Source organism: Klebsiella sp. OBRC7, assembly GCF_000293135.1.
GTDB classification, from domain to species: domain Bacteria; phylum Pseudomonadota; class Gammaproteobacteria; order Enterobacterales; family Enterobacteriaceae; genus Klebsiella; species Klebsiella michiganensis.
Window position 1 is genome coordinate 103,816 of the sequence record NZ_ALNJ01000154.1, and the last position, 17,312, is coordinate 121,127.

Genomic DNA, 17,312 nt, shown 5'->3' on the forward strand with positions numbered 1-17,312 from the left:
CGCCATAAAACGTCACCGGAGTCAGTGATGAAAGATAAAATACTCACGATTGATGTTGGCACTGGCAGTACCCGCGCCGCTATTTTGCGCGTTGATGGCACGATGGTCGGCTTTGCGCAAAGAGAGTATGAGCAGACCACGCCGCGTGCGGGCTGGTCAGAACAGGCCCCGTCTTTATGGTGGCAGGCCGCCTGCGACTGTATACGCGAAGTGCTTTACCGCTATCCTGAAACGGCTGCGCAGATTGCGGTTATTGGCGCCTGCGGGCAGATGCACGGCACCGTCCTGCTGGACGACTGCGGCGAGCTGGTGGAGGACAGGGCGCTGCTGTGGAATGACAAGCGCAGCCAGCCGCAGGTGGATGCCTTTGCCGTGCGCGAAGGGCGGGAAAAGTGGCTGGCGCATTTAAATAATCCGCCCGCGGCGGCGTGGCCGGCTTTCAAATTAGCCTGGTGGCGTGAACATCATCCGGAGCGCTGGCCAAAGCTCGCCAAAGTGTTAATGCCGAAGGACTATATTAATTTCATGCTCACCGGCGCCCTGGCGACCGACTATAGCGAGGCGTCCTGCTATTTCCTGATGGACAGCGAAACCCGCGCCTGGTCTTCGCAAGCCTGCGAAACGTTTGGCCTGCGGGTCGATCAGCTACCGGAGCTAAAACTTTCCAGCGACATTATCGGCCAGGTGACCCCGCGCGCATCCGATACGACGGGGCTGCCTGTCGGTATCCCGGTGGTGGCAGGCACGTCCGATATGGCGGCCTCCCTGCTCGGTTCGGGCGTGTATGAGCCGGGGATGGCGTCCGACTCCACCGGCACCTCGACGCTGATCACCGTGGTGTCGCCGCGGCCGTTACGTCATCCGCTGGTCAATAATCTTCATCTGGCTAACGCGGCCTGGGGCGGATTTACGATTCTGGATGCCGGAGGCGATGCCGTCCGCTGGGCGCGGCTGGCGCTGGCCGATAACCAGATAACGCACCCGCAGCTTTTGCAGGAAGCAGCCGCGGTGCCCGCTGGCGCGGAAGGGCTGCTCTTTCTTCCCTATCTGACGGGAGAGCGCCTGGCCGAGCACACGAACTCGCGGGCGCAGTTCTTCGGCCTGCAGCGCAAGCATCGCCGCGGCCATTTATTCCGCGCGGTCCTGGAGGGAGTGGCCTTTGCGTCCTGGCGCAACCTTCGCCAGCTGCAGGCGTGCGGGCAATATCCGCAGCAAATGATCGCTTCCGGCGGCGGCGCGCGCAGCCCGCTGTGGCTTGAAATCAAAGCCGCGGCGTACAATCTTCCGATATTATCTACGCGCAATCAGGAGAATGGCGTCACCGGATGCGGTATTATCGCCGGGGTTGGCGCGGGGCTGTACGCGGATTTTGCCAGCGGCGTGAGGCAGACGGTGCAGTTCGATAAGCTGATTTCGCCGGATCCCCGTCTGCGGGATTATTACCGCGCCTGCAGCGAGCTTTTTGATACGCTCTACCGGCAATCTGCCGCCTTATACGACAGGCTGGATGCCCTGAGCGCAGGACCCGACTGATAAGCAACGGTAAGCCAGCGCCGCGTCGCGCGTAACGTGCCGTAAATAAGAGAGAGGCAGAATGTTTGCAGAAGAAAGACAGGAGAAGTTGCTCAGTATTCTCAGGGAAAAACGCAAAGTGGCTGTTTCTGAGATGTGTGACGTCTTTAATGTATCTGGCGCCACCATTCGTGCCGATCTCCGGCAGCTGGAAGAGGAGGGGCTGCTGACCCGTACCCACGGCGGCGCCGTCCTTCGCACGCGGGCGAGCTTTGAACAGGCCTCTGACGCGCGCGAAATCGTCAACCTCAGCGCGAAAGAGCGCATCGGCCAGCGTGCGGCGGCGCTGGTTGAGGATGGCGACATTATCGTGCTGGATACCGGCACCACGACCCTGCATATCGCGCGCAATATTCGCGACCGACAAAACGTCACGGTGGTCACCAACGATTATCAAATCGCTCGCGAGCTGGAAGCCAGCCCCTCTATTCAAACCATTCTGCTGGGCGGGATCGTGAAGAAGGGGTACCACTGCGTGGTGGCGATCAACGGACGCTCCATTCTTGATACCCTGAACGTCGATAAAGCGTTTATGGGCGCCAATTCGCTGTCGCTGAAACACGGCGCCTGCGTGGCCGATATTATGCTGGCAGAAACGAAACGCGGCATGGTTGAACACGCCAGCCAGGTGATTATCGTCTGCGACTACAGCAAGCTGAATAATACCTCGCTTGCCCAGTTTACCGCCGCGGATCGGATTGATACCGTGGTGGTCGATCGTCTGCCCGATGACGTTCAGGCGTATCGTAATGCCGGCATTCAGGTGATCTCCCTGGATGAAGAGGCGCACCTCTAGCGTTCTGTTCCGGCAGCGGCGCACCGATTCGGAGTACCACGGTAAAGGACTCGGTGTTGCGCTGCGTATCAACCCGGCGCTGGAGAAAGTGATGGCTTCTCCCGAATATAGCGCAATTAAAGCGCGCTGGATTAAAGCGTCGTTGATTGTGGCGTACAGGAAAGATACCCCCTCAAACGTTCCTGTATGTCATCGGGAGCATCGGCTTATCCGTCAACGAACAAACGGGTTACCGCTTTCCTCCCTTTTTAAAATTTTTCAATACATTATGCGCCTGGCTAATATAATTATTAGCGCGCGGACATTTAAAATGTCACGCGAAACTTCTGAAAAACATGTCCAATGAAATAAAAAGTGGATTTTATTTCACTCTTTATGTCAGAATCGCGTTATGGCAGTAAAACCATATTTTATATATTGTCATTATGCAAACCATAATGAGCGGATACTACCCAACGCTACAGAAATAACATTCTGAGGCGTTGTCTGATTATTCGCATGGAGAATTATCGCGATGCTATCCTGTCTTAAAAACCTCGCTGGTGATTATTTAGGATATAAATCATATGGCAGGAAGAATAAATGAGTTCGATGACAAATAGTCTGGAAAGATTAAGGAAGGAAAAGGAGGAGATAAAGCGACAGCGGCGTGAGTTTAAAATAAAGTTCGTGTGCTTATATGTCTCAATATTGTCACATCTAAAAGCAAATCCTGATAATAAAGTTACCAAGGGTTCTTTTGGCGATGCCAAAAAAATCACCGTGGCAAACGATGGTTTCTTCTTTGATATTAGTTTCAAATATGACTACGCAAGAAATAAAGTGCGGATTATTGTATCTGAAGAAAGCCTGTCTCTGAAAGTCAGGCTCACCCTGCGGCTGACGGCATCAAAAGCGAAATGGCGCATTGTAAAAATATCCCATAAAAAGTTTAAGTATATTTTTAGAGTCATGAAGCCACAGCTGATTGAGGAGCTTATCGTCTTTTTGATCCGCTATCTGTAGATATCTCCTCTCCGTCAATGGGCCAATTAGCCGGGATGCTCGCTTCGATCGTTCTTCCGGCTGCAGGTTGGAATATTCCCTGCCGCGAGTTCCCCCTGGTTTGAGTCGATGAGAATGCCATTAAACGGCATTACTCAATAAAGCCCCCATTAATGCTGATTTTTCCCGCTTTTACCCCTTTTATCACCCGGGTTTTCAGGCGGGATGAGGTTGCCAGAGTAATTTATTAACTCATTGTAAATAAATGAAAAAGTATCATTTTTGTCATGAATGCCTCTGTCAATCACATTTCCTCTCTCGCCAACTTTAAATCTGTAAAAGTAGACGTTTGTCGACTTTTCATCTAAAAAGTTGGGGGAAGGGACTAGACAGGACCATTATTAGGTTATCAAATGGTTAAATTACGTCACATTAAATGTGAATGATTGGCCTGGTGTATAAAAGGCCAACACGCTTTCCGCTGCGTTAAAGCGCTGCGGACATCTTTGGGAGAAGTTATGCATTCCTCTGTTAATAAAAATGAAACTCGGACCTTTTTTGGTCATCCTTACCCCCTCGGTTCGCTGTTTTTCACCGAAATGTGGGAACGGTTCTCGTTTTACGGTATTCGACCATTACTGATCCTGTTTATGGCGGCCACCGTCTATGACGGCGGGATGGGGCTGGCGCGCGAGAACGCGTCGGCCATTGTCGGGATCTTTGCGGGGACCATGTATCTTGCCGCGCTGCCCGGCGGCTGGCTGGCGGATAACTGGCTCGGGCAACAAAAGGCGGTCTGGTACGGCTCGATTCTTATCGCCCTCGGCCATCTCTCCATCGCGCTGTCGGCGGTGATGGGGGATAGCCTGTTCTTTATCGGCCTGATGTTTATCGTGCTCGGTTCCGGCCTGTTCAAAACCTGTATTTCGGTGATGGTCGGTACGCTGTACAAGAAAGGCGATGCGCGCCGCGACGGCGGCTTCTCGCTGTTCTATATGGGCATCAACATGGGGTCGTTTATCGCTCCGCTGATCTCCGGCTGGCTGATTAAATCTCACGGCTGGCACTGGGGCTTCGGCATCGGCGGCATCGGGATGCTGGTGGCGCTGATTATTTTCCGCGTCTTTGCCGTTCCGGCGATGAAACGCTACGACAGCGAAGTCGGCCTCGACTCCACCTGGAACAGCCCGGTAGTGAAACGAAACGGCGTCGGCGCATGGCTGCTGGCGCTGACGGTGGGCGTGGCGGTTATCATCGCGTTGATTGCCCAGGGCGTTATCGTGATTAACCCGGTGGCGGTCGCCAGCGTGCTGGTCTACGTGATTGCGGCGTCGGTGGTGCTCTATTTTATCTACCTGTTCGTCTTCGCCGGACTGAGCCGCAAAGAGCGCGCCCGCCTGCTGGTATGCTTTATCCTGCTCATCTCCGCCGCCTTTTTCTGGTCGGCGTTTGAGCAGAAACCGACTTCGTTTAACCTGTTCGCTAACGACTATACCAACCGTATGCTCGGCTCCTTCGAGATCCCGGCGGTGTGGTTCCAGTCGATCAACGCCCTGTTTATTATTTTGCTGGCGCCGGTATTCAGCTGGGCATGGCCTGCGCTGGCGCGCAAAAACGTCCGTCCGAGCAGCATCACCAAGTTTGTTATCGGTATTTTATGCGCGGCGGCGGGCTTTGGTCTGATGATGCTGGCGGCGCAAAATGTCCTGAGCAACAACGGCGCGGGTGTTTCGCCGATGTGGCTGGTGGGCAGTATTCTGATGCTGACGCTGGGGGAGCTGTGCCTCAGCCCGATTGGCCTGGCGACCATGACCCTGCTGGCGCCGGAAAGAATGCGCGGCCAGATGATGGGGCTGTGGTTCTGCGCCAGCGCCCTGGGTAACCTGGCGGCGGGCCTGATTGGCGGTCACGTGAAGGCCGATCAGCTGGATATGCTGCCTGATCTGTTCGCACGCTGCTCTATTGCCCTGCTGATCTGTGCCGCGGTGCTGTGCCTGCTGATTGTTCCGGTTCGCCGGATGCTGGAAAACACCCGTAGCGACAAGCCGCAGGAGCCCGCGGCTAACGCGTAATCCCGCAAAAACCCGGCGCATTCTGCGCCGGGTTTATCCCTTAACGGTAAACAATACCGCCATCGATCAGAATCGACTGACCGGTAACATAATCGGAATCCGGGCCTGCCAGATAAGAGACCAGGCTTGCCACATCGTCCGGCGTTTCGGCGCGGCCAAGGGCGATGCCTTCCACATATTTTTTATAGGTTTCGCCCACCGGCGCACCGGTAATTTCCGCAAAGCGCTTATCGATTTCGGTCCACATCCCGGTTCCCACAATCCCCGGACAGTAGGCGTTAACCGTGATGCCGCGGCTGGCGTACTCTTTCGCCGCCGCCTGCGTCAGGGCGCGTACGGCAAATTTGGTGGCGGAATAGACGCCCAGCAGCGCGAAACCATCATGACCGGCGATAGAGCAGGCGTTGATGATTTTCCCTTTCTGCTGACGATCGATGAATTTTTTCGCCGCCGCCTGAATACCCCACAGGGTACCCTGAACGTTGATGCGCATGATGCGGTCCACTTCTTCAGGCGTCACATCGGCCAGCGCCTGAACCTGGGCGATCCCGGCGTTGTTCACGATAATATCAAAGCCGCCCAGCTGTTTTTCCGCTTCATCAATGGCGGCGTACACCTGCGCGCGATCGGCGATGTTAGCGACGAAGGTGGCCGCTTTGCGCCCCAGCGCTTCCACTTCGGCGGCGACGGCGGCAATTCCTTCCGGGTTCACGTCGACCAGCATCACCGACGCGCCGTCTTTGGCCAGACGCAACGCAATACCGCGGCCAATGCCCTGACCGGCGCCGGTCACCAGCGCAACTTTATTTTCGATAGCCATGTCTGTACTCACCTTGTACTGATTAATAAACTAGGGAGGCCCGCGGCTGATGTCGTCGTATCCGCCGCGGCGAATGGCACTACTCTATCGGGCGCGATAAGCGTGGCCTACCCCCCTGATGGGGGGGATAATGAGCGGACGGACTGGATTAAGGAGTAATCGCGGTATGGCTTTTATATCCTCGGCGGATGATTCACTGACAGCGTTTGTTCATCAGGAACCTTTATGTTTCACCGGGACGCTGCCGCTTATTTCCACGCGCTTTACGCCGCCCCGTACGCCGGAAAGCCTGCTGTCGCGGGAGCGCCTGCTGCAGCGCCTCGACGGCGCCGTCACCCGCCGTTTAACCCTGCTGCGCGCGCCCGCCGGGTTTGGTAAAACCACCCTGCTGGCGCAGTGGTACCGACACCGCCTTCGACAAGGGGATGCGCTGGCCTGGCTGAGCCTTGAAGAGGACGACAACGCGCCGCTGCTGTTTATGCGCTATCTGCAGGAGGCGCTGCGGCCGCTGTGGCAGGGGTGGAGCCCGTCGTTTCTGCATCTGTTACAAGGCGAGCTTCCGGCCGAGCTCCCCCTGTTTTTTGCTGAACTCGTTAATCAGCTTAATCAGTGTCCGCACCCGCTATACCTGATCCTCGACGACTATCAGTGCATCAGCGACCCGGCGATTCATCAGGGAATGAGCTGGCTGCTGTACCATGCGCCGCCGGCGCTGCATCTGCTTATCGGTAGCCGTAGCCAGCCGCCTTTAGCCCTGAGCCGTCTGCATATGCAGGACCAGCTGCTGGAGATCTATGACCCGGAGCTGCGCTTTAACCCCAGCGAAGCCCGCGCTTATTTCGCTGGCGCGTCGGGGCTGGATCCGCAGGCGATCCCCCGGCTTATCGCGCTCACACAAGGGTGGGTCGCGGGCATGAAAATGGCCGCGCTCTCCCCGGACGCGTCTACGGCGATGGGCCTCGGCGCCGGCTCGCGGTCAATTTCCCGCTATCTGGATGAAGTGATTTTCGCGCCGCTGCCGCCCGAAGTATTCGACTTCCTGCTGCATACCTCCGTGCTTAATCGCCTGCATCCGGATCTGTGCGATGCCGTCTGCGGCCGCCATAACGGCGGCGAGATGCTGAGGTGGATAGCGCAGCACAATCTGTTTCTTTCCGCGCTGGACGACAGCGGCCGCTGGTTTCGCTATCACCCGCTGATGCGCGACGCGCTGCTGCATCGCCTGCGCCACGGCGGGGATATTGATATTCGCCAGCTGCACGATCGCGCCAGCGCCTGGTTCGCCGCGCAGCAGCTGTGGGCCGAGGCGATACGCCATGCGCTGGCCGCCGGAAAATCGGCGGCCAGGGATGCGGAAGCGGGCGCGCAGTCTCTGGCGGAGGAGGGGGATATCGATACCCTGGTGCAGTGGATACGCTACCTGCCAGCCAATCTCGACCCGTCGCGCATCGAGCTTCAGCTTAACCTGGCCTGGGCGTTAGCCCACCGCTTCCGGTTTAGCGACGCTCGCCAGCTGCTCGACGCCATTGAGACGCAATCGGCGGCGCATGGCGGGGCGCTGGCCCACAGCTCGTGGGTGAAGCTGCGCGTAGTTCGCGCGATCTGCGAAGCCTTTGCCGACAATATTGCCCGCAGTATCGCTATTGTCGAACCGCTGCTGCGCGAGGTGCCCTGCGGCGATATCTGGGTTGATGGCCTGGTGTGCAACATCCTCAGCTACTGCCATCTTGCGGACTCCCGGCCGCAGCAGGCGCTGGAGGTGCAGCAGCGGGTATCCGGCGTCAGCGTTGCTAACCGCAACCTGTTCGTGACGGTCTACCGGGCCTTTGTTATGGCGCAGAGCTATTTGCGCCAGGGGAATCTCGCCGAAGCGGAACGTCAGGCCGCGGGGGCGCTGCGCTATGCGGAGCAGCATACCGGCGAGAACGCCAGCAGCGGCGCTACCCTGGCGCCCATTCTCGCCGAGATCGCCTGGGAGCAGGGGAAGGGCGAGCAGGCGCAAAGCCTGCTGGTTCCGCGTCTGGAGACCATCGACAACTTCTGTCCGCCCGACGGCCTTAGCCGCGGCTACATCGTCCTGGCCCGCCAGGCCCGAGAAACGGGGCGGCTCGTGGAGGCCGAATCGCTATTACTGCATGCCGAAGGGCTGGCGGCCCAGCGCGGCTGGCTGCGGGCGCAGGCTCCGCTGCTGGCGGAGCGGATCGCCGTTGCCCTTCACGCGGGCGACAAACTGGCCGCCGACGCGCTGCTGCTTCGTCTGCAGACCCTTAGCCAGACGGAGGCTGCCGGCGGATATATCGCGCTCAGCCAGAGCCGCCTCCTTATCGCCTCCGGCGAACCGTTGGCCGCCGCGCGGCTGCTGGATACGCTGGCCGGCGTACGGGAAACCAGCGGCGAGTGGCTGTTCGCCGTGCGTTTGCGGCTCAGGCAGGCGCTCGCCCTCTGGCGTGCCGGCGAGCGGGAGCAGGCGATGGCTGTCTGCCGACCGGCGCTTGCGCGCGCGCTGCATCAGGGGCTGTGGCGCAGCCTGCTGGAGGGAAGGGAAGAGATGGCTGCGCTGCTGGCGGAGATACACAAGCGCGGCGCGGCGGATGATGCGCTGACCGCCGATATCGCCGCTTTGCTGTCCCGCTTCGCCGCCGCCGGTATCGTGATTGATACGGCGCGTCCGCAGCCGCCCGCGCTGCGCCTGACTGAACGGGAGCAGCAGACCCTGCGTTTAATTGCCGACGGCTATTCCAATAAGGGCGTCGCGCGCGAGCTGGGTATTTCGGCGGAAACCGTCAAATGGCACCTTAAGCAGCTATATGAAAAGCTGCAGGTTAAGGGACGCATCCAGGCGGTAAACCAGGCGCGCGAATGGCGCCTGTTAAGCTAGCGCGATGGGGCGTTCTCGCTCAGCGCCGGGCCGCGGTAATCGCCGCCCAATGCTTTAATCAACGTGATATCGGTGCTGAGCCGCTGGGCCTGGATATCCAGCAGCAAAAGCTGCTGCGCGATGGCCGGGCGACGCGCCTCCTGCGCCGCATAGTAGCTGACCAGCCCGCGCTGATGGTGCGCGCTGGCGCTGCGGGTGGTCACCATCGCCGCCGTCACTTTCTGCTGCTGCAGGGCGGCCTGCTGATTCAAATCGTTCAGCTGGCTGGAGCTAATCGCCACGTCGCGCACCGCATCCAGCACCGCCTGGTTGTACTGCTTAATCAAAATATTGCTCGCCGTACGCGTCGATTTCAGGTTGGCGTTTAAGCGCCCGCCGTCAAACAGCGGCAAATAGAGCCCCGGCAGTATATTGATCTGCTGGAATGAGGACTTAAACAGATCGCCGACGCTCAGCGCGTTGTAGCCCCAGAAGGCCTTGATATCAAAGTGCGGGTAAAAGGCCGCTTTTGCCGCGTCCACCTGGCTCATGGAGGCGCTGACGTAGCCGCGCAGGGCCTGGAGATCCGGGCGGCGGGCCAGCAGCTCAAACGAGAGCGAGTCCGGGAGTGTTTCCTGCAGCGCCGGCAGCGCCACCGGGTGGATCTCCGGCATGCTATGCGCATCAGCGCCGATCAGCGCCCGCAGGGTTTCCCGATACTGCGTTATCGTTCCCTGCGCCGTAATCACCTGCTGCTGCGCCGCCAGCAGCTCCGCCTGGGCATTGGCGACATCGACGCTATCCTCGACGCCGCGCGCGGTACGATGCTCGTGTGCCTGCACCGAGAGGCGGGCGATAGCCTCCAGCTGGTTGAGTAATTCGATTTTCTGAAAAGTTGCCTGCATCGCGAAATAGAGCTGAGCGACGCTGCTGGCGAGATCCAGCTCGATACCGGCGGTCTCCGCCTGGCGGGCGTTCTTTTCGCCAATCGCGGCGGCGACGCGGGCGCGGTCGGCGCCCCATAAATCGATATTCAGCGTCGCTCCGACGCCGACCGTATTCAGCGTGTACCAGGGGCCGTTTTTATCCACCGGCAGGGAGAAGGAGTAGGGCCAGGTAAACTGTTTATTGGTCACCCGCAGGCGGTTTTGCGCCGCCACGGCGGTGGCCTGTACGCCCATTGCCGACTGCGCCAGCTCAACCGTGGACTGCGATTGCGAAATACGCAGCCGCGCCGCCTGCATGGTGGGGGAGTTCTGCAGCGCGCGATTAACCAGCATATTGAGCTGGGGATCCTCATAGCCTTCCCACCACCGTGCCGTCGGCCAGCCGCTGTTCGCCAGGTGGATCACCTGCGCCAGCTCGGCCTGCTGCGGGTTGACCAGCGGTGCCTGGCCGGGATCGTCCTGAATTAACGCGCAGCCGGTTAACAGCGTCAGGGCGAAGGCAAGCGCCAGGGAGCGCCAGATGCGCGGAAGAGGAGTGGTTTTCGTCATGATCGGGTTGCCTGTCGCGGAATAACGGAGGATGCAAAGGGCCATGCCGGCAGGGCGGCCAACGCGTTGACCAGCGGCGCGCCGAACGGATTCGCCGGATCCGGCTGCGGCGCCTGAACGCGCTCAACGGTATTTTGCTGCGCATCGATATCGCTGGCGTAGGCTTCAAGCCGCCGGGCGCAGCGCGCTAAAAAGGTATCTTCCGGCGCGGCGTAAAGGCGATAGCCTTCGCTGAGGCGCAGGATCTCCTCTGCCTGACGAAAGGTTGCCCGCGCCGGCCAGCTTTTGGCTTCCGGCCACGGGTGCGCGTAGGTTCCCAGCGGCTCGGCGGACACCCGGTTAATTAAGGTTTCGCTCTCGGTCAGCGCGGCAAACAGCGGTACCTGCTGAACCTCATCGTTGCGGGCGGCGAGGGTTTGCGCCAGCTGGCGATAAAGCTGGGCCAGACGCGCTTTCAGCTGCGGCGCTTCGCTATCGGGCCATAAATAGAGATGAACAATGGAGGAAACCAGCACGCCGAGCAGGATGCCGATAACCCGGTCGCGCAGCTCGGTAAGGTTGCTGAGCGGGCCAAACCAGCTCAGGAAGGCCAGCGCGAAGGTAAAGCCTATCTGAATGCCGGCGTAGGCGATGCGCTCCGATCCCGCCGCAATCCACGCCGCCAGCGCGAGGACCGGCAGGGTCATCGCCAGCAGGCCGCTCAGCGAATCGGTCCAGGGCTGCACAAAGACGATCAGAAGCAGCGCAATCAGCGTGGCCAGCAGCGCGCCGCCGATGCGTAGCCACGTTTTCTGCATGGTGGCACCCAGGCCCGGCTGGGCGACGATCACGCAGCTCAGCATGATGGTGTGGATGCCCTGCCAGTCGGCGGCGGTGTAAAAAACGTAGCACAGCAGCGTCGCCAGCAGCGTTTTCAGGGCAAAGTGCAGATAGGCCGGATTGGACCACGCGTCCGGCAAAAGCAGCGGCGCTTTTTCCACTTCGCCCTGCGGCAGCGGGATGGTTTCGCCGCGCGCCAGCCGCGCCAGAACCTCGGCGATTTTCTGCAAAATGGCGCTGTTGGCGCCGTCGCGCGGGACAATCAGCGGCTGGACCTCCGCCGCCGCGGGCAGATTATCCGCCAGCGCATTAAGCTGACTGGCTATCCGCCGACGCGCATCGGGATGGTCGTCGCCCGGCTGGAGCAGCGCCGTCAAATGAGAGCAGCTCAGCGCGGCGGCCATCAGCGACTGCCAGGCCTGCGGGCTGGCAGCAATCTCCGGCGTGGCGCGCGCGGCCTGCTGATACAGGGACCGCAGTTGGTTAAACTGCCCGGCAATCTCGGTAACGGTGGGTGGCGGCGTGCCATCGTCCGGCTGGCTCAGGCGCCGCGCCGTCTGGCGGAGCATCACCACCAGCCGGGCTTTAAACTGATAGCCGGGAAACGCCTGCTGGAAACAGGCGTTGACCAGCAGGGTCACCAGAATCGCGGTGTTGATCGCCACCCATAGCCACAGCAGCAGGCGCACCAGAATTTCGCTCTGGCTGGTCATTGACGGGAAGGTCTGGGCGTAGATGACCGCCAGCGCCACCACGAAAAACGCCAGCCCCAGCTTGCCGAGCACCCGCATCAGGTAAATGGCGCAGAAGAACAGGATCACCGAGGCGACCAGGCGGATCAGCGGATAGTCATAGGTCCACTTGATAATCAGCAGCACGCCGCCGAGCGCGACGCTGACGGTGAGCACGAAAACCACGCTGACCAGCTTAATCATCAGCACATTAGGCTGGCTGACGTAAAACACCACGATCAGGGCGACGGCGAGGAAGGGAATATGCAACGTCATAAACAGCACGATCAGCACCGCGCAGCTGAGCGTCAGGCGCAGGGTGTAGTTCGCCCGCCCCGGCGCATCGCGGAGTTCACGGGTGAGAAACGGCCACAAGCTCTGCATGCCGTCTCCTTATTGCGGCTGCAGAACGGCGCTGGCGGAGGCGCCCATACGGAACAGGGCCGGGTCGGGGTCTTTGACGGCGATTTTGACCGGGAAGCGCTGGGAGACGCGGACCCAGTTGATGCTCTTCTGGATGACCGGCAGGCCCTCGATGACGCTGCCGCCGTCGGGCAGAACGCCGGTGCCGACCGAGTCGACCACGCCCTCAAAGGTACGGCTGTGGTTGGTCATCACGGTGATTCTGGCCGGAACGCCGGGCCGCACGTTTTTTAAATCGGTTTCGCGGAAGTTCGCCACCACGTACCAGTGGTCGTCATCCAGCAGGGTAAAGACCGGCTTCAGGGCCGAGGCGTACTGGCCGATCGTGGTTTTCAGCGCCACCACCACGCCGTTAAACGGCGCGCGGACTTCGGTAAATTCAAGGTGCAGCTCCGCCAGCGCAATCTGCGCGAGGATGCCCGCCCGCTGCGCCACCATGGCATCGACGCCGGTCACGGCGGCGGAAGCCTGTTTCGCCTGCAGCAGGGTGGCCTCCAGTTCGGCGCGCGCCGCTTTTTCGGCCGTTCGCGCCTGATCAAGATCCTCCTGGGAGGCAAACCCTTGCGGTACCAGCGGCTCAAGACGAATGCGTGAAGAGGTGGTCTGCTTAACCAGCGCCTTAGCGCGTTCAACGGCGGCGCTGACCGACTGTGCGTTGTACTCCTGCGCTTTGATTGTGCGCTGGGTCAGCATAATCTGCGCATCAAGAGTGGTCAGGCGGGCTTTGGCATCGTCGAGCATCGCCTGGTAGGGGCGAGGGTCGATGCGGAACAGCAGGTCGCCTTTTTTTACCCGCTGATTGTCGCGAATCGGCATCTCGACGATCCGCCCGCTCACTTCCGGCACCACGTCGATGGTGTCGGCATACACGTAGGCATCGTTGGTTTCCGGTGAGGTTTGTAGCTGCCAGATAACCAGAATCAGCGCCACGATAGCGGCGAGAACGAGCGCCAGCAGGGGCCATTTTTTGCGGATAACGCTTGAGCGGGATTGAGTCATCGGTATCTAGTTTACGAAGAGCAGGAACCACATAATCGTGGCGAACAGGAACATCAGCGCCAGATAGCTGAAGACCAGTGGAGAAAATCTCGACTGCCATCCTTTACGCACAATCAGGATATGGCAGGGAATAAGTAACAGCGCGGCGCCTGTTAAGCAGAAAAACCAGCCCGGGAATGCGGCGCCTAATACCGGAATCGCCGGGGATAATGAGCAGCCGGAGAGTGTAAATAGCAAGAATAAGAGCGCAGGGCGCGGCAGCTTTACAATGCGATTCAAGGCTAAATACCTGAGTGCTCGGGTTAGGATGGAATGAGTTTAATCTCACTGCCAGGGAAATTAAAGATGGATATAACAGAAGCGTCCGTACTTTATCGGCAATCAGACATTTTCTTTGGCTAAAGAGTGCATAGAAAATCATTCATTCTGCATTAACGGCGTGCAGCTACCGAAATAAAATTTCACCCGTTACCGATAGTCAGCGGTTGTTGACAGGACTATGCTTAGAGACAAAGTTATAAAAAATAGTCAGAACTGAGGCAATGTCATGGATAAAGAACTATTAGACGCGGGCTATCGCGCCTATACCGGCGAGAAAATCGATGTCTACTTTAACACCGATATCTGTCAGCACTCGGGCAACTGCGTGCGCGGCAGCGCGAAGCTTTTCAACCTGAAACGCAAACCGTGGATCGTCCCCGATGAGGTGGACGCGGCCACGGTAGTTAAGGTTATTGATACCTGCCCGAGCGGCGCACTGAAGTATCGCCAAAAATAAGCGAAGCGAGGAAACGATGGAAATACTGGAAGGTCATAATAAGTTTTACGTCAATGACGCCGACGGGAATCAGGTGGCGGAAATTGTTTTTGTGCCCACGGGCGAGCACCTCAGCATTATTGAGCATACCGACGTTGACCCCAGTCTGAAAGGGCAGGGGGTAGGGAAAAAGCTGGTGGCGAAAGTGGTAGAAAAAATGCGCGGCGAGCAGCGTAAAATTATTCCACTATGCCCGTTTGCCAAACATGAATTTGATAATACCCGCGAGTACGACGATATTCGCGCCTGAATAAATGCGCCAGCATGCTGGCGCAACAATTTGAGTCGAGAGCTGACGGCCGCGTATTGTACCGCCTTCTATTACAAGCTAACCCTTTACCAGCCATATGGCTGGTAAAGGTTATAAGCTATTGGCAACCGCCGAGTTATGGCAAGAGATTACTCATAGACAAATGTTACCCCTATAATCGATTGCACGTTACCCGCGGTAATCGGGTCGCTGGTTCGCGCGTAGGTAGCGGTCAGACCCAGGTTCACCGGTGAGGTACCTACTTTACCCAGCGAGACGTTACGGTTGGCAGGGACCACGGTACCATTGCGCGTTATCTGTACGCCAATGCCCTGCGCTGGCGAGGCGGAAGCAGTGTTGCGGAAAATGGAATTGCTCCTGTCCGCCGTTGTCCCCGTCAGGTAATAGGCGATATTTTGATTTTGTGCGCAGTGAATCGTGACCGGAACGGCCATGGTGCCCGGATAGTCTGGAAGCGTGACGGTGACATCTCGGGTTGACACGTCGCAACCGCCAGTGGGAATGACGACATTATTATTAGCGTAGATATTCCAGGTAAAATCCTTGGGGTTTCCGTTGCTGGCAACTTTATGCATATTAAGTCTCGCTATGAGTTCGCCAGCATTAATCACGACGCCGCCCGCGGTGCCGGTTGCTGTAAGGTACATACGCAACGGCAACCCGAGATAGTTATTGTCGGTAACGATATATTTTGATGAACTACTGTTCAGCGGTAGTGGGTAACTATTTGTATTCCAATAAATGCTACCGGTAAACGCTGCCAATGCCCCACCGAATGCAGTACCGTTGGTGAGATTAATGTAGTCAATAAGTTGGTTGCTTTCGCTTCCGTCGTCATTTCTACAGAATATTGAAGAAGATAAATCGACAACCAGGTTTTGCCCCACGCCAATAGAAGGCGCCAGATTGACGTAAATATTCGCTGAGCCGGAGTCCATTGTTTGCCCGGTATCGGGAACTTGACAGGAGAATGCCGCGGCATCCAGCGACCAGCCCATCAGAAGCAGGGAAGTAAACAAAACGATAATTTTATTCATTAACACATTCTCCTGGCTCAGGCGTAGGTATAGGTGACGCTAATCACCGCCTGAATAGTTCCTTGCGTCGCACCGCCGTTGACGGTCAGCGCCCTGACCTTTAGAGGAAAGCGGGTTGATTGCGTCGACGCATCTACCTGTACCGTTTTTGTGGCGCCGGTATTCAGCGTGTTTCCACCCTCATCCTGCAGCTCAAGCTGGATATTGCCGGCGGTACCCTGGTTCTTGTAATAGCCGGTGGCGTCCGTCGTACCGCTGAAGCTGGCGGTGACCCGCGACGTGCCGACCGGGCAGTTGTTTAAATCGAGAGCGGTGCTTTGCCAGGACGATGCGGAACCTGCTGATACCAGACTGAAGGTACTGAGTTCCCCCAGCTCGACGCTGGCGTTGGTCGTTGAAACCGTGCACGGTTTAGCCACCACCTTGCCGTTAACGGTAATGGTGACGTCGGCGGCCTGTAGCGCCGGGGAAGATGCGGCCAGCATTATTGCCAGAAGCCACCCGGTATGAATCCATTTCATCAAAGCCTCCGGTTACTGAAATTCAAGCGTGAATGTTGCGGTTGCATTAACGTGCCCGGCGGTCACCGGCACCCGGGTGGCCATCAGCCGGGCGTAAAGTTCAGCGTGTTGGTCTGGCCGGGGTCAGCGTGGTCCAGGGGATCGCTGACGATGCGGCATTGAGCGGCAGCGCCGTCTGCTGCGCGCCAAGGATCTGCACGCCCATCCCGCGCCGCTGAGCCCGCCGTCGAGCTGTAACAGGTCGGTGTTGATGCTGTCGCAACGCCAACAAAGCCGACCTTCACCGCGGTGACCGAGTGCCGCAGGGCGACAGCACGATACGAAACGGCACCAGCGGCGTGGTCGCCCCAACAGCACGAAACTGCTTCGCGGCGTTATCCATCAGGTCGACGGTAAAATCTTTCGACTCACCCGCCACGGCGCAGGCGTTATCGCGAACGTAGCCGCTGATGGTGATGGTGCTGTCCGCCGCGCTGGCGCTGGCAACCACCAGCGACAGAAGGGCACCGAGGAGATAAACAGGTGTTTTCTCATCATGACTTCCTTAGCGGCAGACTGCCGACAGCTGGCTCAATGCCTGGTTCTTGCTTTCCGGCGGCAGGCTGTAGTCAGCCTCGCAGCTGGCGTTCGGACCTTCGCCCCATTTTGCCTGCACCTTGCCCGCCAGCGGCATCCCGCTCAGGTAGACCTGGCCGTTATCGGCGATGATGCTGCTGGCCTGGCTGCCGTCAGAAGTCACCAGCGCGCCAAAGGGAACCGGCTTACCGTTGTAGGTGAGCGACATCAGCAGCTTGAGCCCGACGTGGGCCTTAAATTCCGCACGAACAATGGCGCCGTGGGTCGGCACCACGCTGGCCACCGCATCGTCCAGGTCGACGTTATCGGCCAGGCTGTTGGTGTCCAGCGCCACCCGGTTTTCCCGGTATTCGGTGGCGTAGGGCAGCACGGCGTAGCCGCGCCAGTCGGTCTGAACCCCGGTCTGGTTTTCCACTTTGACGTTGCCTGCGCCGGGGGCTTTGATCAGCACCACCGTGTCGTTCATCGGCTGGCTCAGCGTGACGCCGTCGGCGTGGGCCAGCACGCCGCCGCTCAGGCCG

16 protein-coding genes and 1 pseudogene are annotated in these 17,312 nt (G+C 58.7%); 8 read left to right on the plus strand and 9 right to left on the minus strand.

Going from position 1 to position 17,312, the window contains the following annotated elements; translation table 11 throughout:
- Positions 1-27: 27 nt before the first annotated feature.
- The 5 genes from HMPREF1144_RS30350 (at position 28) to HMPREF1144_RS30370 (ending at position 5,424) form a co-directional block, all read left to right on the plus strand.
- Positions 28-1,533 carry a xylulokinase gene (locus HMPREF1144_RS30350; protein WP_009654979.1) on the plus strand — a complete coding sequence of 502 codons (1,506 nt, stop codon included), beginning with the start codon at positions 28-30 and terminating at the stop codon, positions 1,531-1,533.
- A 61-nt stretch (positions 1,534-1,594) separates the two neighbouring features.
- A complete protein-coding gene (locus tag HMPREF1144_RS30355; protein ID WP_009654966.1) occupies positions 1,595-2,368 on the plus strand; it encodes a DeoR/GlpR family DNA-binding transcription regulator in 774 nt (257 codons plus the stop codon).
- Complete coding sequence (locus tag HMPREF1144_RS30360; protein ID WP_009654968.1) at positions 2,349-2,714, plus strand: hypothetical protein; 366 nt, start codon at positions 2,349-2,351, stop codon at positions 2,712-2,714. Before HMPREF1144_RS30355 ends, HMPREF1144_RS30360 begins: the two co-directional genes overlap by 20 nt.
- A 236-nt stretch (positions 2,715-2,950) precedes the next feature.
- A complete protein-coding gene (locus HMPREF1144_RS30365; protein ID WP_009654947.1) occupies positions 2,951-3,373 on the plus strand; it encodes a hypothetical protein in 423 nt (140 codons plus the stop codon).
- A 497-nt stretch (positions 3,374-3,870) separates the two neighbouring features.
- A complete protein-coding gene (locus tag HMPREF1144_RS30370; RefSeq protein WP_004124798.1) occupies positions 3,871-5,424 on the plus strand; it encodes a peptide MFS transporter in 1,554 nt (517 codons plus the stop codon).
- A gap of 40 nt (positions 5,425-5,464) precedes the next feature.
- Here HMPREF1144_RS30370 and HMPREF1144_RS30375 read toward each other — a convergent pair whose 3' ends face one another.
- Positions 5,465-6,244 carry an acetoin reductase gene (locus tag HMPREF1144_RS30375; protein ID WP_004124794.1) on the minus strand — a complete coding sequence of 260 codons (780 nt, stop codon included), beginning with the start codon at positions 6,242-6,244 and terminating at the stop codon, positions 5,465-5,467.
- A gap of 166 nt (positions 6,245-6,410) precedes the next feature.
- Here HMPREF1144_RS30375 and HMPREF1144_RS30380 point away from each other — a divergent pair, with 166 nt between their 5' ends.
- Positions 6,411-9,122, plus strand: a complete 2,712-nt coding sequence (locus HMPREF1144_RS30380) for a LuxR C-terminal-related transcriptional regulator (RefSeq protein ID WP_009654963.1) — start codon at positions 6,411-6,413, stop codon at positions 9,120-9,122.
- Here the strand turns inward: HMPREF1144_RS30380 and HMPREF1144_RS30385 are convergent.
- Genes HMPREF1144_RS30385 through HMPREF1144_RS30400 form a run of 4 tightly spaced genes read right to left on the minus strand, consistent with a single transcriptional unit; the run spans position 9,119 to position 13,848 of the window.
- Positions 9,119-10,597, minus strand: coding sequence for an MdtP family multidrug efflux transporter outer membrane subunit (locus tag HMPREF1144_RS30385; RefSeq protein WP_009654938.1), 1,479 nt, complete (start codon positions 10,595-10,597; stop codon positions 9,119-9,121). The genes HMPREF1144_RS30380 and HMPREF1144_RS30385 overlap by 4 nt on opposite strands.
- Positions 10,594-12,531 (minus strand): multidrug transporter subunit MdtO, encoded by a 1,938-nt coding sequence (locus tag HMPREF1144_RS30390; protein ID WP_009654954.1) that lies wholly within the window; start codon positions 12,529-12,531, stop codon positions 10,594-10,596. Before HMPREF1144_RS30390 ends, HMPREF1144_RS30385 begins: the two co-directional genes overlap by 4 nt.
- Positions 12,532-12,540: 9 nt before the next feature.
- Positions 12,541-13,569: a multidrug transporter subunit MdtN gene (gene mdtN, locus HMPREF1144_RS30395; RefSeq protein ID WP_009654988.1), complete on the minus strand. Its 1,029-nt coding sequence runs from the start codon at positions 13,567-13,569 to the stop codon at positions 12,541-12,543.
- 6 nt (positions 13,570-13,575) lie between these two features.
- Entirely contained in the window at positions 13,576-13,848 is a 273-nt protein-coding gene (locus tag HMPREF1144_RS30400; protein WP_004853976.1) for a YtcA family lipoprotein, read from the minus strand.
- 268 nt (positions 13,849-14,116) lie between these two features.
- Here HMPREF1144_RS30400 and yjdI point away from each other — a divergent pair, with 268 nt between their 5' ends.
- Together yjdI and HMPREF1144_RS30410 are read left to right on the plus strand one after the other, a co-directional pair.
- Entirely contained in the window at positions 14,117-14,347 is a 231-nt protein-coding gene (gene yjdI, locus HMPREF1144_RS30405; protein ID WP_004853975.1) for a 4Fe-4S mono-cluster protein YjdI, read from the plus strand.
- Positions 14,348-14,363: 16 nt separating this feature from the next.
- A complete protein-coding gene (locus HMPREF1144_RS30410) occupies positions 14,364-14,636 on the plus strand; it encodes a GNAT family N-acetyltransferase (RefSeq protein WP_004124777.1) in 273 nt (90 codons plus the stop codon).
- A gap of 149 nt (positions 14,637-14,785) precedes the next feature.
- Here the strand turns inward: HMPREF1144_RS30410 and HMPREF1144_RS30415 are convergent, their stop codons facing one another.
- The 4 genes and pseudogenes from HMPREF1144_RS30415 to HMPREF1144_RS30430 all read right to left on the minus strand — a co-directional run.
- Positions 14,786-15,694 carry a fimbrial protein gene (locus tag HMPREF1144_RS30415; protein WP_009654981.1) on the minus strand — a complete coding sequence of 303 codons (909 nt, stop codon included), beginning with the start codon at positions 15,692-15,694 and terminating at the stop codon, positions 14,786-14,788.
- A 17-nt stretch (positions 15,695-15,711) separates the two neighbouring features.
- The gene (locus HMPREF1144_RS30420) at positions 15,712-16,215 is read right to left on the minus strand and encodes a fimbrial protein (RefSeq protein WP_004853968.1); all 504 of its coding nucleotides are present in this window, start codon (positions 16,213-16,215) and stop codon (positions 15,712-15,714) included.
- A gap of 12 nt (positions 16,216-16,227) precedes the next feature.
- A pseudogene (locus HMPREF1144_RS30425) lies at positions 16,228-16,714 on the minus strand (fimbrial protein).
- A gap of 45 nt (positions 16,715-16,759) precedes the next feature.
- Positions 16,760-17,312, minus strand: a 553-nt coding sequence (locus tag HMPREF1144_RS30430; protein WP_009654944.1) for a fimbria/pilus outer membrane usher protein, incomplete at its 5' end; no start/stop codon positions are given.

What these genes read in the sequence shown, in the direction of transcription:
- HMPREF1144_RS30390 (WP_009654954.1), bottom strand. Translation starts at nt 12,531, where the DNA reads ATGCAGAGCTTGTGGCCGTTTCTCACCCGTGAACTCCGCGATGCGCCG.
- HMPREF1144_RS30410 (WP_004124777.1), top strand. Translation starts at nt 14,364, where the DNA reads ATGGAAATACTGGAAGGTCATAATAAGTTTTACGTCAATGACGCCGAC.
- HMPREF1144_RS30355 (WP_009654966.1), top strand. Translation starts at nt 1,595, where the DNA reads ATGTTTGCAGAAGAAAGACAGGAGAAGTTGCTCAGTATTCTCAGGGAA.
- HMPREF1144_RS30360 (WP_009654968.1), top strand. Translation starts at nt 2,349, where the DNA reads ATGAAGAGGCGCACCTCTAGCGTTCTGTTCCGGCAGCGGCGCACCGAT.
- mdtN (WP_009654988.1), bottom strand. Translation starts at nt 13,569, where the DNA reads ATGACTCAATCCCGCTCAAGCGTTATCCGCAAAAAATGGCCCCTGCTG.
- HMPREF1144_RS30380 (WP_009654963.1), top strand. Translation starts at nt 6,411, where the DNA reads ATGGCTTTTATATCCTCGGCGGATGATTCACTGACAGCGTTTGTTCAT.
- yjdI (WP_004853975.1), top strand. Translation starts at nt 14,117, where the DNA reads ATGGATAAAGAACTATTAGACGCGGGCTATCGCGCCTATACCGGCGAG.
- HMPREF1144_RS30350 (WP_009654979.1), top strand. Translation starts at nt 28, where the DNA reads ATGAAAGATAAAATACTCACGATTGATGTTGGCACTGGCAGTACCCGC.
- HMPREF1144_RS30385 (WP_009654938.1), bottom strand. Translation starts at nt 10,597, where the DNA reads ATGACGAAAACCACTCCTCTTCCGCGCATCTGGCGCTCCCTGGCGCTT.
- HMPREF1144_RS30415 (WP_009654981.1), bottom strand. Translation starts at nt 15,694, where the DNA reads ATGAATAAAATTATCGTTTTGTTTACTTCCCTGCTTCTGATGGGCTGG.
- HMPREF1144_RS30370 (WP_004124798.1), top strand. Translation starts at nt 3,871, where the DNA reads ATGCATTCCTCTGTTAATAAAAATGAAACTCGGACCTTTTTTGGTCAT.
- HMPREF1144_RS30365 (WP_009654947.1), top strand. Translation starts at nt 2,951, where the DNA reads ATGAGTTCGATGACAAATAGTCTGGAAAGATTAAGGAAGGAAAAGGAG.
- HMPREF1144_RS30420 (WP_004853968.1), bottom strand. Translation starts at nt 16,215, where the DNA reads ATGAAATGGATTCATACCGGGTGGCTTCTGGCAATAATGCTGGCCGCA.
- HMPREF1144_RS30375 (WP_004124794.1), bottom strand. Translation starts at nt 6,244, where the DNA reads ATGGCTATCGAAAATAAAGTTGCGCTGGTGACCGGCGCCGGTCAGGGC.